We start from the raw sequence: 13524 nt of genomic DNA, 5'->3' as shown, positions 1-13524 counted from the left end.
GGGCGACGATGGGCGCATGACTCTGGCCGAGCGCGCCCTGGAGCGCCTGGAGGCGTGGTCCGACCTCAGCACGGGCCTGCCCAGCTGCGGGGCAGGGCTGGCGCTGCGCTCCGGGCACAGCGAGATCGTGCACTTCCACCCGGGGCGGGACGTGGATCTGCACCTCACCGAACCGGCCATCCGCAGATTCCACGACGACCTCCAGGAATCGACCGCGGTCCGGCTGCTGCCGGGTTCCCGCTGGGTCACCGTCCACCTCGACTGCGAGACCGACGTCGATCTGCTGATGAGCCTGGTCAGCGTGGCCCTGAAGGCCCACCAGGCGGGGACCGGGCCCGTCGGCCCGGCCGTGTGCAACTTCCACCGGGTCACGGTGGTCCCTCGGGACTCCCCTTTCGCCCCGATTGGGCGATAATCGGAGTATGAGTACCGCGACGTTTGTCCTGGCGGCCTCGTCGAGCGAAGTAATCAACGTGATCGCCGCCTTCGCCGGTGGACTGTTCATCGCCGGCGCGCTGGTGTGTGCCGTGGTGTTCGGCATGCGGGTCCAGGACCGGGAGCTTCCACGGCCGCTCAGCACGGAGCAGCCGCACCTCCCGGAGACCGGGCCGATCCGTGAGATGCGGGAGATGCGCGAGCCGGACGAGCTGCCGGTCACCGCGGACGAGCAGGAACGGCTGATGCCGTACCAGCTCCATCACTCGGGAAGCAGACGAGGAAAGGACCAGGACCGCAAACGCTGGCTGCCCGGCTCCAGCGGCGGCTTCGGCAGCGGCGGCCTCGGCCACGTGTGACCGGCCCGAGGGCGGCCGGGCACGCACGCGGTCCTGCCCCGCCACGAGGTCAGCCCCCGCCGCTCAGTGGTGCCGCCCCATCGCCTCGCGCGGGAGCACGCGACCCCGTCGTCGACGTCCCCGGCGCCCGATGCGGTGGGCCGAGTGCGGCACGCCTCATGCCGACGCCGCTGTCCGCCCCGCGTTCGGGATCGATCAGACCCGCCTCTCCGGCTTGTACACCGCCAGCGCCCAGATCACGAAGAAGTCGACGCCGACCATGATGAGCGACCAGAACGGGGCGTAGGGCAGGAAGAGGAACTGGGCGATCATGCTCAGCGAGGCCAGGAATATGCCGGTCATCCGGGCCCAGGCGGCGCCCCTGAGGACGAACGCGCCGGTGACGACCGCGAGGGCGCCCAGGCAGAGGAGGATCACACCCCAGCCGGTGAGGTTGATCTTGTAGACGTAGTCGCCGACGCGGGACCAGACATCGTCCTTCGCGAGCAGGGAGATTCCCTGGAAGATCGCCAGGACGCCCTTCACCAGCATCAGCACACCGGCGAAGACGACGCCGCCGGTGGCCCACGCGGTCTCGGTGGGGGTTGGGCCGAGACCCGGCGCGGGGGTCGGGGCCGGGGTCGATGCTGTGCCCGCGGACGGCTGTGTGGCGTGCGGTTGCTGCGTCATGACCGTGTCCCGCCTTTCGGGGTCGATGTGCTTCGACCATCGGGCGCAGCGGGGGCGGTCACCACGGGAGTGGGCCGTTCGGGTGACGCCGGGCGTGCGGCCGCAGGGGGAGGGCCCTTCACTGGAGGGACACCCCGCTGGAGGCGAGATGACACGCTGGACGACTGCCGCGCTGCTGACGACTCTGGCCCTCACCGGCCTGACCGCCTGCTCCGACGACGACAGCCCGTCGTCGGTGGCGAGCAAGGTCGCGTCGGCCGCGTCCCGCGCCGGGGAGGCGGTGTCGTCGGCCACGGCGGAGGCAGGCAGGCGGTTCGACGACATCAAGAACGGCGCCGACGCCAGGGACGACGTACGGCTCGGCGCCCCCGCCACCGCTTCGGACGGTCGTACGACGGTGGAGGTCACCGCCACCAACTCCGCGGACTCGGCGAAGTCCTTCACCGTCGAGGTCGACTTCACCGACAAGAACGGCAAACTGCTGGACGCGGTCGTGCTGACCGTGTCGGACGTACCCGCGGGTGGCACGGGGAAGGGAACCGCGCGCAGCACGCACGACCTGACGGGGGACGTGCGGGCGAGGGTGCCGAGAGCGGTCCGCCACTAGGGCCCGGTCACGCCATCCCGTCACGCCATCCAGAAGAAGACGGCCGTCATCCGCTTCTCCTCCAGCGTGCTGCCGGAGTAACCGGTCGCGCTGTGCACGAGGTTGGCGTTGTAGAGGAGCAGCCGGTTGTACCGGTGCGGTACCCGTACGTCCTCCTCGAAGGCGTCCGGCGCGACGAAGCGGGTGCCGAGGGCTTCGACGAGGTTGTTGTGCGGGGCCTGCACCACGTTGCCGCCGAGCCGGCCGCCGGGCATGGCCTGCCGGTAGAAGCTGGTGCCGCAGTCCTTGGGGACGCCGGGGTTGAGATACAGCACGGCGGCGTACCGGCACAGCGCCCGCGAGTCGGTGTGCGGCCGGGGCTCGCTCTCGCCCTCCCCCACGACCTGGACGCAGTTGTGGTTGAGGGTGCCCCCGCCGGGCGCCCGCTGCACCCACAGTTCCTTGGCCCCGGTCGCCTGCTTCACCAGCCGCTCGATCCTCCCGAGCTCACCGGGTTCGAGCCCCGGCATGGTCCGCAGTCCCGGCCAGGTCTCCGAGGTGTACGGATATCCCTTCACCCAGTCGTCCTTGGCGAGGCAGCGTTCCCGTACGGCGTCGACATCCGGGAGCACGTCGTCGATCACCCAGTAGTCGCGACCCTTGGTGGGCTTGCGGTAGGGCAGGACGGGAAGGGGCCGCTGCGACCGCTGTGGCATGGACATGCGGCGAATCTAGGTCCGGGGCCCGTCAGGTCTCTCCCGCGATTTCGCCAGGACTTTCCCGCGAACCGGTCAACGGACGGTCAACCGGCGGCCGGGGGTCTGTCCTGACGGTGCGTCTGTGAGCCCGGTCATCCTCCGGAAGAGGTGGTGAACAACTACGGCCCCGCGTGCGTACTCCTGTGCGTCCGACCCGCCTCCCGGCGGGGAACCCTACCGGGCAGGAGGCACGGTGCCACTCTCGCGCAACGCGATGGGAACGCTGGTCGTGGGCGGAGCCCTCACACTGACGCTGGCCGCTCTCGCGTACCCGTCCATGCTGGGTGTCAGTCAGGCGGCGACCGCTCAGGACAGAATCATCGCCCAGACGCAGTGGGGTCCGCTGACCGAGCTGGACCGGGACTTCGTCGTCAAGGTGCGTGCGGCGGGCCTGTGGGAGTACCCGCTGGGAGAGGTAGCCCTGCAGAAGGGCACCACCCCGGAGGTGAAGGAAGCCGGAAGGCATCTCATCGACGGACACGCGGCGCTGGACGCCGCCTGCCGCAAGATCGCCCCGATGCTCAACATCACCATCCCGAACGTGGCGAGCCCGCAGCAGGTCGGCTTCGTGAACACGATCGAGTCGAGCAATGGCCAGCAGTTCGACACGAACTTCGCCAACATCCTGCGGGTGACGCACGGCTCGATCTTCAACACGATCTCGAAGGTGCGCTCCACCACCAAGAACTCACTGGTGCGGTCGCTGGCCGACATGGCCAACGACACGGTGCTCGACCACATGACGGTCATGGAGAAGACCGGCTTCGTCAACTTCGACCAGGCCCTCTTCATGCAGACCACTCCGCCGAAACTGCCCGACACCGACCTCACGCCGCCGGCCCCGCAGCCCGGCGCGCCGATGGTCGTGCTCACCCCGCCGCCGAACCCGACCTCGACACCGCTCGGCGTCCCCGGCGAGAACGCGAACGGCGCCACCCCGGCCGCGGGCGCGGCCCCGACCCCGACGCCGACCGTGGGTTAGCCCTAACCGAGCCAGGCGGTCGTGTCGGGTCCCAGCAGCCCGTCCTCCAGCGGGCTGCTGGTGAGCAGTACCTCCCCCGCCGGGAGCGGGACGGCCCGGTCCGACAGATTGGTGACGCACCGCCAGCCCTCGTGCCGGGCGAAGTCCAGCACGTCGGCCGGGGAGGCGTCCGCCCACGTGAGGTCCTCCCCCTGAAGGAGCTTGCGGCGCAGGCGCAGGGCGGTGCGGTACAGCTCCAGCGTGGAGCCCTCGACACCGTCCTGGGCCTCCACGGCGTACCCGGCGAACCACTCCGGCTGCGGCAGCCAGGCACCGCCGGCTCCGAAGCCGTACGACGGACCGCTCGTCGTCCACGGCAGCGGCACCCGGCATCCGTCGCGCCCCTTGCGGACCCGGCCCGTCTGCTCCCAGATCGGGTCCTGGAGCACCTCGAAGGGCAGGTCGGCGACCTCGGGCAGACCGAGTTCCTCGCCTTGGTAGACGTACGACGATCCCGGCAGCGCGAGCATGAGCAGCGTGGCCGCGCGAGCGCGTCGCAGGCCCTGGTGTCCGTCCACGGCGGGTGCGTGGCCGCCGGACAGCAGCCAGGCGTTCTCGTCGGTGCCCGGCGGGAGCACGAGGCGGGAGGCGTGCCGTACGACATCGTGGTTGGAGAGCACCCAGGTGGCCGAGGCGTGGGCCGCGCGGGCGGTGGTCAGGGAGTCGGTGATGACCTGGCGCAGCTCGCCGGCGTCCCAGGCCGTCTGCAGGTACTCGAAGTTGAAGGCCTGGCCGAGTTCGTCCGCGCGGGCGTACAGCGCACGGCGCGGGCCCGGGACCCAGGCCTCGGCGACGGCCATGCGGGGCGGGGTGTAGGAGTCGAGGATCGTGCGCCAGTCGCGGTAGATCTCGTGGACCTCGTCGCGGTCCCAGTAGGGGTGGCCGCCCGGCGGCAGGTGGCCCAGGGCCTCCTCCGCTACGCCGGGCAGGTCCCCGAGGTCGCGCAACGGCTCGGTCAGGTCCTTGGCCAGCGCGTGCGCCACGTCCACGCGGAAGCCGTCGACCCCGCGGTCGGACCAGAAGCGCAGGGTGGTGCGGAAGTCCTCGCGGACCTCGTCGTGCGACCAGTTGAGGTCGGGCTGCTCGGGGGCGAACAGGTGCAGGTACCACTGCCCGTCCGGCACCCGCCGCCAGGCGCTGCCGCCGAAGACGGACTGCCAGTCGGTGGGCGGGAGTTCGCCGTGCGCGCCGCGTCCGTCGCGGAACACGTACCGCTCGCGCGCCGCGGACCCGGGGCCGGCCGCGAGGGCCTCCTGGAACCATACGTGCTGGTGGGAGGTGTGGTTGGGGACGAGGTCGACGATCACCTTCAGTCCGAGCCGGTGCGCTTCGGTGACCATCGCGTCGAAGTCGTCGAGCGTCCCGAGGCGCGGGTCGACGTCCCGGTAGTCGGCGACGTCGTAGCCGCCGTCGGCGAGCTCGGAGGGGTAGAAGGGGCTCAGCCACAGCGCGTCGGCGCCGAGGGCGGCCAGGTGCGTGAGGCGCTCGGTGACGCCCTGGATGTCCCCGAGGCCGTCACCGTCGGCGTCGGCGAAACTGCGCGGATACACCTGGTAGACGACGGCCTGCCGCCACCAGTCGGGGTCCTTGCCGGAGAGGTCGGGCGTGGTGGTGCGGGCGGTCACGCGGGCTCCTCTGCAATATGTCCGTGCGGGAAATAAAGGGGATATCTGCCCACTGGTCGGAAACGTGAACCGGGGTTATGCGGAGTTGACCGTTCCCGGTGTGTCGAAATTGTGATGGCTCCTGAACCGGCGTTGTATCACCGCAGGTTGACAGCATTCCGCAGAGAGATCCACGATGTGTGAACACCGTGGCGCATGTGACCAATGGGCCCAGTGTTTTCTGAGATCACTCACTCTCATTCTGACGGGATACGTATGTCCATAGCGAGACGTGTCACCCTGCGGCGCCTGCTGGGGACGGGCGCCGCGACGCTCGCCTTCTCCGCTGCTCTCGCCTCCGTCGCCTCGGCATCCGACTGCCCCGGTGGCAAGGGCTGGGAGGACGGCGGAAGCTACAAGCCGGGTACGGGCGCCGGCTCGAAGACCGAGACCGACCGCTGCGAGTTCTCCCTCGACGGCAAGAACTTCTTCGCCTCGGTCAAGGTCGACGACCTGAACCTGAAGCCGACCGACGACGGCAAGGTCCACGTCAAGGTCCGCGCGGCGGGCGACGCGTCCACCTGCACGGCCTCTCTCGCGTCCTACCGCGCGCACGGCCCGACGTTCGCCACCTCCGGCGAGCAGGTCTTCCACGACTTCGACACCGTGACCGTCAAGGCCGGCGCCGTCGACTCCCTCGACATCTCGATCCCGGACGTCGGCTGCTACGCGCAGATCGACCTCTACCGGGGCAACACCAAGTTCGACGGCAAGCTGGACGCCAACGACGGCCTTCCGCACGGCGACCTCCCCAAGGGCCCGGACCACCCGGTCATCAAGGACAAGCTGATCGCGGCCTGGAACGGCGGCACGAAGGACTGCACGGCCACCCCGCCGTCGACGCCCCCGGCGACGCCTCCGGCCTCGGAGACCACGCCTCCGGCCTCGGAGTCGACCCCGCCGGCCTCGGAGTCCACCCCGCCGGCCTCCGAGAGCACGCCTCCCGCCTCGGAGACCCCGTCGACGTCCACCCCGACCCCGTCGGCCTCGGAGTCCACGACGACTCCGGCCGCGCCCACCCCCAACGGTGGCGGCGGCGACAACCTCGCCGAGACGGGCGCCAGCAGCAACACCCCGCTGATCGCGGGCGGTGCTGCGGTGCTGCTCGCGGGTGGCGCGGGCATCGTGCTGGCCACGCGTCGCCGTAAGGCCTCGCGCGCCTGACCCTTTCTGACTGACGGGGCCGTCCCACCGTTCGCGGTGCGGGCGGCCCTTTCGGTTGTCCGCGGCGCTCAGTGAAGGGTGGGCCGGTAGACGAGTTCCTGGGTGTGACCGTCGAGCGTCCGGCTCTCCAGCAGCTCCAGATCGAAGTCGGCCGCACCCCGGAAGACCGGGTCCAGGCCGGTCCGGCCGGTGATGACGGGGAAGAGCGTCACCTGCACGCGGTCGACCAGACCGGCGGCCATCAGCGCCCGGTTCATCGACAGGCTGCCGTGTGAACGCAGCGGCACGTCGGACTCCTTCTTGAGCCGCGCTACGACATCCACGGCGTCGCCGCTAGCGACGATCGCGTCCGGCCAGTCGAGGGGGCCTTCCAGCGTGGTCGACACGACCGTCGTCGGCAGGTTCCTCATCCGGGTGACCCAGGGGTCGCGCACATCGGAATCCTCGGTGCTCTCGGCCGTCATCTGCGCGAACGCCCGGTAGGTGGTGGCCCCGAACACCATCCGCTGCTCCTCGCGGTAGAGGGCGAGGCGGTGGTCGAGCAACTCGGGCCCTTGCTTGCCCCAGTAGCCGGTCCAGTCACCGCCGGCGGCGGCGTAGCCGTCGAGGCTGGAAAAGACGTCGAAGGTGTAGGTGGCGGTCATGTCGTTCTCCGGCCTTCTCGATGGACTTCTGAGGGGACTTCTCAGTGGACATCTCGGTGGTCTTCCTTCGTCCCTGTAGACCCGGCACCCCTCCGGAACTCATCGCCGGGCCCGCCATGGCCCAATAAATCGAACACATGATTGAATCCGGGCATGCGATCGTTCCCCGACGACCTCGCCCGGGCACAGCGTGAGTGGAGTGCCATCTACCACGAGCTCGCCGAGCGCCCCGGCCACACCGAGCTGCGCCGACGCCTGCACCGGCTGTCGGCCCAGGTCTTCTTCCATCCCCACTGGCAGCGCGGGCGCCCACGCCCCGCCGAGTGGCGGGAACTGCGTGACCTGGGGCGGTCGGGCATCGGCAGCGTGAGCGAACGGCTCGAGCGATGACGGACCGAAGTGCGGGACCGTACGCCCCGGACGATCCTGAGGACATGTCCGGACCGATCCGCGTGATCGTGCACCCCCCGTCCCCCACGGGCGGCCGCCGCGTACGCGTGGACGGCGAGATCCTCGGCCTGGCCCACAACCTGACCGACGTCGCGGAGTTCCTCCGGCGAGCGGGCCTGGAGATCGACGCGGCGGAGGTGGCGCAGTCGCCGTGGATCGAGTGGAAGGGGGGTGGGCCCGAGCGGTGGGGGGCGGAGGGGTGAGGTCCTGGTGGGTCGGAGTGACTGTGGCCCATGGAGCCGGCAACACGATCACGATCCCGGCTTCCTGAGGCGTGTCCACGCACACGCGGGTCGTCGGCGGTGCGCGCCCCGAAGGCGCGATGTCCTTCGGGGCGTGCGGCAGGGGTTCGGGTTCAGGCGTTGTAGCCGCCGTGGGCGTCCAGCACCGCGCCCGTGACGTACGACGCGGCCGGGCTCGCCAGGAAGGCGATCGCCGCGGCGATTTCGTCGGGGTGCCCCATGCGCTGCAGGGACAGCGAGCTGACCAGGGCCTTGAGGGTCTCGGGGTCCGGCGGTTGCATGCCGCCCTCCATCAGTCCCGCCTCCACGACGTTGGCCGTGATGTTCCGGGGCCCGAGGTCTCGTGCGGCCCCCATGGTGTACCTCTCGATCCCGGACTTGGTCGCCGAGTAGTCGGCAAGGCCGGGGGCGCCGACCCGGGAGCCCAGTCCGGAACTCACCGTGATGATGCGGCCGCCGGTGCGCAGCACTCGGGAGGCGGCCCGGATGACGGCGATCACGCCGAGGTAGTTGGTGGCGTGCATCCGGTCCAGTGCGGCGGTGTCGGCGTCCGGGTCGTCCACCGCGCCGGCCACGGAGATCGCCGCGTTGTTGACGAGGATGTCCAGGCCGCCGAAGTGTGCGACCACGTCGTCGATCAGCGCCGGCGCCCGGCTCGTGTCCGCCTGGTCGGACTGGAAGGCGACGGCCTTGGCTCCCTTGCCGTGCACCTCGTCGACGACTGCCTGCGCCTGCTTCTCGGAGCTGACGTAGGTGAAGGCGACGTCGGCGCCCTGCTCGGCCAGCAGCCGTACGGTCGCGGCTCCCAGTCCGCGCGACCCCCCGGTGACCAGGGCGACCTTGCCCATGAGTGGCTTGCTCATTCTTCTCACCTCGTTGATTGACCCTTCCCGGCAGTCGCAACGTTAATTGTTACGACAGACTGTTGCAACCATCGCTGTTACGACTGAGCTGTCGTAACATAAAGCGTTGCGCCCGAGAGGAGGGGCTCATGAGTGCCAACAGCAGGCTGACCATCGCCGCCCACGCGCTGGCCTGGATCGGCCTCTATCAGCGCCAGGGCCATGAGGTCGCCACCTCCGAGCAGATCGCGACCAGCGCGAACACCAACCCAGTGGTCATCAGACGGCTGCTCGGCGAGCTGCGCAGGGCCGGGCTCGTGGAGTCCCGGCGGGGCGCGGGCGCGGGCTGGTCGCTGGCGCGCGAGCTGGAGTCGATGACCCTGCTCGACGTGTACGAGGCAGTGGAACCCGGCCCGCTGTTCGCGATGCACCGCACCACCCCGGACCAGGAATGCGTGGTGGGTCACGGCATCCAGCCGGCAATGCAGGGCATCTACGAGGGCATCGAGGAGACCCTGAGACAGGAGCTGGCCCGCGTCACGCTCGAGAACGTACTCCGGGACGTACTCGCGGCACCTCGCTAGCGCCTCCGTTGCGACCTGGCATCACCACGGTCCGCCGACCGCAGGCCGGCATGGCGATCAGCCGTGAATGGTGTTGAGGACTGCGGCAAGCTTTTCGGGCGCACTGATCATTGCCATGTGACCGGTGTCGAGGTCGATGACGTCGGGCCGGAGCAACGCTATGGATCGCTGCTGGAGTTCCTCGACGTAGCACTGGTCCCGCGTGAGGTGCACGTAGGTCCGGGGGATGTCGCGTCCGTAGCCGCTGAGGTCCACTGTCTCTCTCAGCAGGGCGGCCGAATCGTCGGTGAGCCGGTCCAGGACGGACGTGGTGGTCGCCTCGTCCAAGTCGTTGCACAGCATCGCGGCGGCACCCTCGCGGGTCTGGTGGTAGACGCCGTCGGCGATGGACTGCTCCACCAGGCCCCGTACTTCGGGATCGATCTGGTCGAGCACCCGGGATCTGTCCGTCGGCACCACGGCCGACACGAGGACGACGTGGCGGATCCGGTCGGGTATGAGATCCAGGACGCGCGGCATCGTGACTCCCGCGAAGGAGTGACCGACCAGTACGACGTCCCGCAGGTCCTTCGCCTCGACGTCCTCCCGGACCGCATCGGCGCAGTCCGCGAGAGTGATCGTGCCCAGGTCGACTCCGGCCCTGCTGCCGCGCCCGGGAAGATCGACTGCCAACGCTTCCGCACCGAGATGGGGGATCAGCTCGTCCCAGCAGTTCGCGCCGAAGCTCGCACCGTGGATCAGGACAAACGCCATGGTTGACCTCCTCGTCAATGACTTCACCGAACCTTAAGTGAATTCAGTTCGATTGTGGAGGTCTGCGGCAGAGCAAAAGGGGAGGCAAGACGTGAATCGAGTGGGGAGAGTTCGACGAGGTGGCCGCGTTCGAAGCGGGCTCCGGCGCCGACGAGGGGCGCAAGGTGGGGTGCGTTCACGGATCGCCGGCCTGCCTGGGCCGGGCCGGCGGCGCGATGAGCAGCCCATGCCGCTCGTAGTAGCGCACGGCGGGCACTGGGACGCCTGCGCCTCGTGCCACCTCGCCGATGCGGATCAACCGCTCGGCCGCGGCCATCACTTCCCAACCCCTGGGTTGGCGACAGCACTTGCCTCTGACGCTGGCGTCAGGTTTTAGCGTACGGGCCATGGACATCAACAACTCAGTTGCCCTTGTCACCGGAGCCAACCGCGGCCTGGGCCGCGCCTTCGCCCAGCGCCTGCTCGAACGGGGCGCCCGCAAGGTCTACGCGACAGCCCGCCGACCGGAGACCGTGGACCTGCCCGGGGTCGAGGTGCTGCCCCTCGACATCGCCGATCCCGCATCCGTGAGGGCCGCCGCCGAGGCCGCCGCGGACGTCTCGCTGCTCGTCAACAACGCGGGGATCCAGACGGGGACCGACCTGGTGACCGGCTCGCTGGACGCGGTGCGGCACGAGCTGGAGACCAACGTGTTCGGCCACCTGGGAATGATCCGGGAGTTCGCGCCGGCGCTCGCCAGGAACGGCGGGGGCGCGATCGTCAACGTCCTCTCCGCCATGTCGTGGTTCGGGGGCCAGGGGGCCAATGCCTACCACCTGACCAAGGCCGCCGCCTGGGCCATGACCAACGGCGTCCGCCTGGAGCTCGCCGAGCAGGGCACGCTCGTCACAGCGGTGCACCTCGGCCTGGCCGACACCGACATGGCCGCGGGCTGGCCCGTGGACAAGATCGCGCCGTCGGACCTGGCCGACGCGGCGCTCGACGGTGTCGAGGCGGGCTCCGCCGAGGTCCTCGCCGACCAGTGGAGTCGGGACGTCAAGTCCCGTCTGCCGCTGACGCCGGAAGAGTTCAACGCCGCGATGGATCGCGCCCTGGCGGCGCTGATGACGGCCTGAGGGGTGCCCCCGTGCGTGGCAGCTCAGTTTCCGGACTGCTCGGCGAGGGTGTGCGCGACGAGGGCATTGGCGTGACCGTGGCCCAGCCCGTGCTCGGCCTTGAGCCAGTGCACGAGCTCCATGTGCTTGGTCAGAGGCGAGGAGTGGATGAGGTCCTTCCACTCCGCAATCGGGCGGCCGTACTTCTTCTCGATGGAAGGGAAGTAGCTGGCAGGGCCCTTCACGGTGGCGGTCATGTCAGTCATCCTGTCCGTCCGTTGTGTTGCTCCGGTGTTGTCGCCGGTATGACCGAGGGGCACCAACGGAGTCATCGGTCGAGGAAGGTGCGCTGCGTCACACCTCGCGCTCGCCGATATGCGGGGCAGCATGTTCAGCTCCTCCAATAGCTCTCCTCGCCTCCGTGTAGCCACGCATCCTGCTTCTTCGGCAGGTCCAGTTCCGCCCATACCGTCTTGCCGACCGTGAGCCTCTCCACCGCCCAACGGCCCGCCAGCACGCGGACGATGAGCAGGCCCCGTCCGAACTGGTCGTCAGGGCGGGGCGGTCGGGTGCCGGGGAGGCGTTCTCCCCTCGGGTCGGTCACCGCGATGCGGAGGGCGGTGGTGGTGAGGGTCGTCTCGACCCGGAAGAGACGGTCTCGTAGGCAGCCGTGCAGCAGGGCGTTCGTGCACAACTCGCTTGCCAGCAGTGCCGCGTCGCCGGCGAGGGCCGGATGACCCCAGTCGACGGCGAGTCCGGCGACGCGTCTGCGGGCGAGGGGGATGCTGCGCGGGTACGGGGTGTAACTGACCTCGTCGTAGCGGTCGTAGGACGTGGGCGGGCGGGGAGGGCAGGAGTCGTTCACGGTGTCCTCCGGGTGTGCGGGGGCTGGGGTGTTGGGGTGGCTTCGCCGTGCGGGCAGCACGGTGCGCTTCCGCCAACTGGTTTCTTTGTGTAGGCGATCGAGTACTGAAGGTAGTGATGCGCCTGGTGTCCGCGCAAGCGGTCTCGGGGAAATATGTCTCCAGTTTCGGTTGTGCTGTGGCTCCGGTGAACCGCACACTGGCCACGATCAGGAGGTGACCCGAGGTGTCCACAGGCCAGTTCACGCGCGGAGCCCGCGTATCCACCGTCCTCGCGCGCAAGTTGGGCGGTGAACTGCTGAGGCTGCGGGACCGGGTCGGCCTGACCCAGCCGCAGGCTGCGGAGGCGCTGTCGGCGACGGCCGCCAAGGTGGCCAAGATGGAGCGCGGGTGGGTGCCTTTCCGCGATCCCGACATCAAGATCCTGTGCGAGTTGTACGGGGTAACCGATCCGAAGGCCGTGGAGCGGCTGTTGAGCCTCGCCAGGACCGATCGGGAGCGCCGCAAGGCCAAGGGGTGGTGGAACCAGTACCCCGAGCTGCGTTCCCTGGTGGAGTACGTCGCCCTGGAGGACATCGCGACCAGCATCCGCACCTGGCAAGGGGCCTTCGTCCCGGGCCTGCTGCAGACGCCGGACTACGCCAGGGCGCTGGCGATCGGCAACGCCGACTGGGACGAGCCAGGTGAGATCGAGCGGTTCGTGGAGGCGAAGGTCGCCCGGCAGGGGCGGCTGACGGACAGCAGCCCGCTCGAGCTGTGGACCGTTGTCGGCGAGGGAGCGCTGCGTCAACTGGTCGGCGGCCGCGAGGTCATGCGGACCCAGCTGGAGCACCTGGTCGAGGCATCCCGGCTCCCCAACGTAAAGCTTCAGGTGGTCCCGTTCCTCGCGGGCTCCCACCCCGGCATGACCAGCGCCTTCAGCGTCGTCTCCTTCGCCGAACCCGGCGCGATGGACGTGGTCTACATGGACACGACCTCGTCTACGCTGTGGCTGGAGAGCGAGGCGGACGCCGCCCGTCACAACACCAAGTTCGAGCGGATCGCAAGGAACGGACTCGCTCTTCACGATTCCGTCGAGTTGATCGAACGCATCCGCAAGGAGCTGTGACCGTGCCGCACTTCGAGTTCGCCAAGTCCAGCCACAGCAGCGGCAACGGCGAGTGCGTCGAAGTCGCCCGCAACCTGCCCAGCGTCATCGCCGTCCGCGACTCCAAGACCCCCCACGGACCGATACTCCAGATCGTCCCCGACACCTGGACCACCTTCATACGGTCCCTGCACCAGGCTCATCCCTGACCAGGCCCCACATGACCTGGACCGAAGCCCACGGCGGCATGTCCCCCGATTACCGGACCCTGACCTGACCCACTCCGGACCACGGCAGCAGACGCGGCCA

At 69.5% G+C, this 13524-nt stretch carries 20 protein-coding genes; 11 read left to right on the top strand and 9 right to left on the bottom strand.

Annotated elements, in window-relative coordinates; all coding sequences use genetic code 11:
- Window positions 1–16 precede the first annotated feature (16 nt).
- The gene (locus AQJ46_RS28700; protein WP_059208308.1) at window positions 17–415 is read left to right on the top strand and encodes a luciferase domain-containing protein; all 399 of its coding nucleotides are present in this window, start codon (window positions 17–19) and stop codon (window positions 413–415) included.
- Window positions 416–422: 7 nt separating this feature from the next.
- Window positions 423–794 carry a DUF6479 family protein gene (locus AQJ46_RS28695; RefSeq protein ID WP_059208307.1) on the top strand — a complete coding sequence of 124 codons (372 nt, stop codon included), beginning with the start codon at window positions 423–425 and terminating at the stop codon, window positions 792–794.
- Between the two features lie 195 nt (window positions 795–989).
- On the opposite strand, the gene AQJ46_RS28690 is transcribed toward AQJ46_RS28695, so the two are convergent.
- A complete protein-coding gene (locus AQJ46_RS28690) occupies window positions 990–1463 on the bottom strand; it encodes a DUF7144 family membrane protein (protein ID WP_059208306.1) in 474 nt (157 codons plus the stop codon).
- A 148-nt stretch (window positions 1464–1611) separates the two neighbouring features.
- Between AQJ46_RS28690 and AQJ46_RS28685 the strand changes: the two genes are divergently transcribed.
- Window positions 1612–2070 carry an FxLYD domain-containing protein gene (locus AQJ46_RS28685; RefSeq protein WP_059208305.1) on the top strand — a complete coding sequence of 153 codons (459 nt, stop codon included), beginning with the start codon at window positions 1612–1614 and terminating at the stop codon, window positions 2068–2070.
- A 20-nt stretch (window positions 2071–2090) separates the two neighbouring features.
- Here AQJ46_RS28685 and AQJ46_RS28680 read toward each other — a convergent pair whose 3' ends face one another.
- A complete protein-coding gene (locus AQJ46_RS28680; RefSeq protein ID WP_208616996.1) occupies window positions 2091–2771 on the bottom strand; it encodes a DUF6445 family protein in 681 nt (226 codons plus the stop codon).
- A 250-nt stretch (window positions 2772–3021) separates the two neighbouring features.
- On the opposite strand from AQJ46_RS28680, the gene AQJ46_RS28675 reads away from it, so the two are divergent.
- Window positions 3022–3789: a DUF4142 domain-containing protein gene (locus tag AQJ46_RS28675; protein WP_208617001.1), complete on the top strand. Its 768-nt coding sequence runs from the start codon at window positions 3022–3024 to the stop codon at window positions 3787–3789.
- Window positions 3790–3791: 2 nt separating this feature from the next.
- Here the strand turns inward: AQJ46_RS28675 and AQJ46_RS28670 are convergent, their stop codons facing one another.
- Window positions 3792–5453: a glycoside hydrolase family 13 protein gene (locus tag AQJ46_RS28670; RefSeq protein WP_059208304.1), complete on the bottom strand. Its 1662-nt coding sequence runs from the start codon at window positions 5451–5453 to the stop codon at window positions 3792–3794.
- Window positions 5454–5708: 255 nt separating this feature from the next.
- Between AQJ46_RS28670 and AQJ46_RS28665 the strand changes: the two genes are divergently transcribed.
- Window positions 5709–6656, top strand: a complete 948-nt coding sequence (locus AQJ46_RS28665; RefSeq protein WP_059208303.1) for an LAETG motif-containing sortase-dependent surface protein — start codon at window positions 5709–5711, stop codon at window positions 6654–6656.
- Between the two features lie 68 nt (window positions 6657–6724).
- Here the strand turns inward: AQJ46_RS28665 and AQJ46_RS28660 are convergent, their stop codons facing one another.
- On the bottom strand, window positions 6725–7300 hold the full coding sequence (locus AQJ46_RS28660; protein ID WP_059208302.1) for a dihydrofolate reductase family protein: 576 nt from the start codon (window positions 7298–7300) through the stop codon (window positions 6725–6727).
- 153 nt (window positions 7301–7453) lie between these two features.
- Here AQJ46_RS28660 and AQJ46_RS28655 point away from each other — a divergent pair, with 153 nt between their 5' ends.
- A complete protein-coding gene (locus AQJ46_RS28655) occupies window positions 7454–7690 on the top strand; it encodes a hypothetical protein (RefSeq protein WP_059208301.1) in 237 nt (78 codons plus the stop codon).
- Window positions 7691–7734: 44 nt separating this feature from the next.
- On the top strand, window positions 7735–7953 hold the full coding sequence (locus tag AQJ46_RS28650) for a hypothetical protein (RefSeq protein WP_057609435.1): 219 nt from the start codon (window positions 7735–7737) through the stop codon (window positions 7951–7953).
- Window positions 7954–8105: 152 nt separating this feature from the next.
- Here the strand turns inward: AQJ46_RS28650 and AQJ46_RS28645 are convergent, their stop codons facing one another.
- Window positions 8106–8855, bottom strand: coding sequence for an SDR family NAD(P)-dependent oxidoreductase (locus AQJ46_RS28645; protein WP_059208300.1), 750 nt, complete (start codon window positions 8853–8855; stop codon window positions 8106–8108).
- A 128-nt stretch (window positions 8856–8983) separates the two neighbouring features.
- On the opposite strand from AQJ46_RS28645, the gene AQJ46_RS28640 reads away from it, so the two are divergent.
- On the top strand, window positions 8984–9418 hold the full coding sequence (locus AQJ46_RS28640; RefSeq protein WP_059208299.1) for an Rrf2 family transcriptional regulator: 435 nt from the start codon (window positions 8984–8986) through the stop codon (window positions 9416–9418).
- Between the two features lie 57 nt (window positions 9419–9475).
- On the opposite strand, the gene AQJ46_RS28635 is transcribed toward AQJ46_RS28640, so the two are convergent.
- Both AQJ46_RS28635 and AQJ46_RS52550 read right to left on the bottom strand, forming a co-directional pair.
- A complete protein-coding gene (locus AQJ46_RS28635) occupies window positions 9476–10171 on the bottom strand; it encodes an alpha/beta fold hydrolase (RefSeq protein WP_059208298.1) in 696 nt (231 codons plus the stop codon).
- Between the two features lie 175 nt (window positions 10172–10346).
- A complete protein-coding gene (locus AQJ46_RS52550; RefSeq protein ID WP_225887412.1) occupies window positions 10347–10487 on the bottom strand; it encodes a MerR family DNA-binding transcriptional regulator in 141 nt (46 codons plus the stop codon).
- A gap of 70 nt (window positions 10488–10557) precedes the next feature.
- Here AQJ46_RS52550 and AQJ46_RS28630 point away from each other — a divergent pair, with 70 nt between their 5' ends.
- Window positions 10558–11286 (top strand): SDR family oxidoreductase, encoded by a 729-nt coding sequence (locus AQJ46_RS28630; RefSeq protein ID WP_059208297.1) that lies wholly within the window; start codon window positions 10558–10560, stop codon window positions 11284–11286.
- Between the two features lie 23 nt (window positions 11287–11309).
- Here the strand turns inward: AQJ46_RS28630 and AQJ46_RS28625 are convergent, their stop codons facing one another.
- Window positions 11310–11522: a DUF4287 domain-containing protein gene (locus AQJ46_RS28625; protein WP_059208296.1), complete on the bottom strand. Its 213-nt coding sequence runs from the start codon at window positions 11520–11522 to the stop codon at window positions 11310–11312.
- Between the two features lie 134 nt (window positions 11523–11656).
- Entirely contained in the window at window positions 11657–12130 is a 474-nt protein-coding gene (locus tag AQJ46_RS28620) for an ATP-binding protein (protein WP_059208295.1), read from the bottom strand.
- A gap of 224 nt (window positions 12131–12354) precedes the next feature.
- On the opposite strand from AQJ46_RS28620, the gene AQJ46_RS28615 reads away from it, so the two are divergent.
- Window positions 12355–13236, top strand: a complete 882-nt coding sequence (locus tag AQJ46_RS28615) for a helix-turn-helix domain-containing protein (protein ID WP_059208294.1) — start codon at window positions 12355–12357, stop codon at window positions 13234–13236.
- Window positions 13237–13238: 2 nt separating this feature from the next.
- Window positions 13239–13424 (top strand): DUF397 domain-containing protein, encoded by a 186-nt coding sequence (locus AQJ46_RS28610; RefSeq protein ID WP_059208374.1) that lies wholly within the window; start codon window positions 13239–13241, stop codon window positions 13422–13424.
- Window positions 13425–13524 lie beyond the last annotated feature (100 nt).

It is taken from the genome of Streptomyces canus, assembly GCF_001514145.1.
In the GTDB taxonomy this organism is placed as follows: Bacteria; Actinomycetota; Actinomycetes; order Streptomycetales; family Streptomycetaceae; genus Streptomyces; species Streptomyces canus.
Note: the sequence above shows the minus strand (reverse complement) of the source record. Positions and strands in the feature narration are given on the sequence as shown.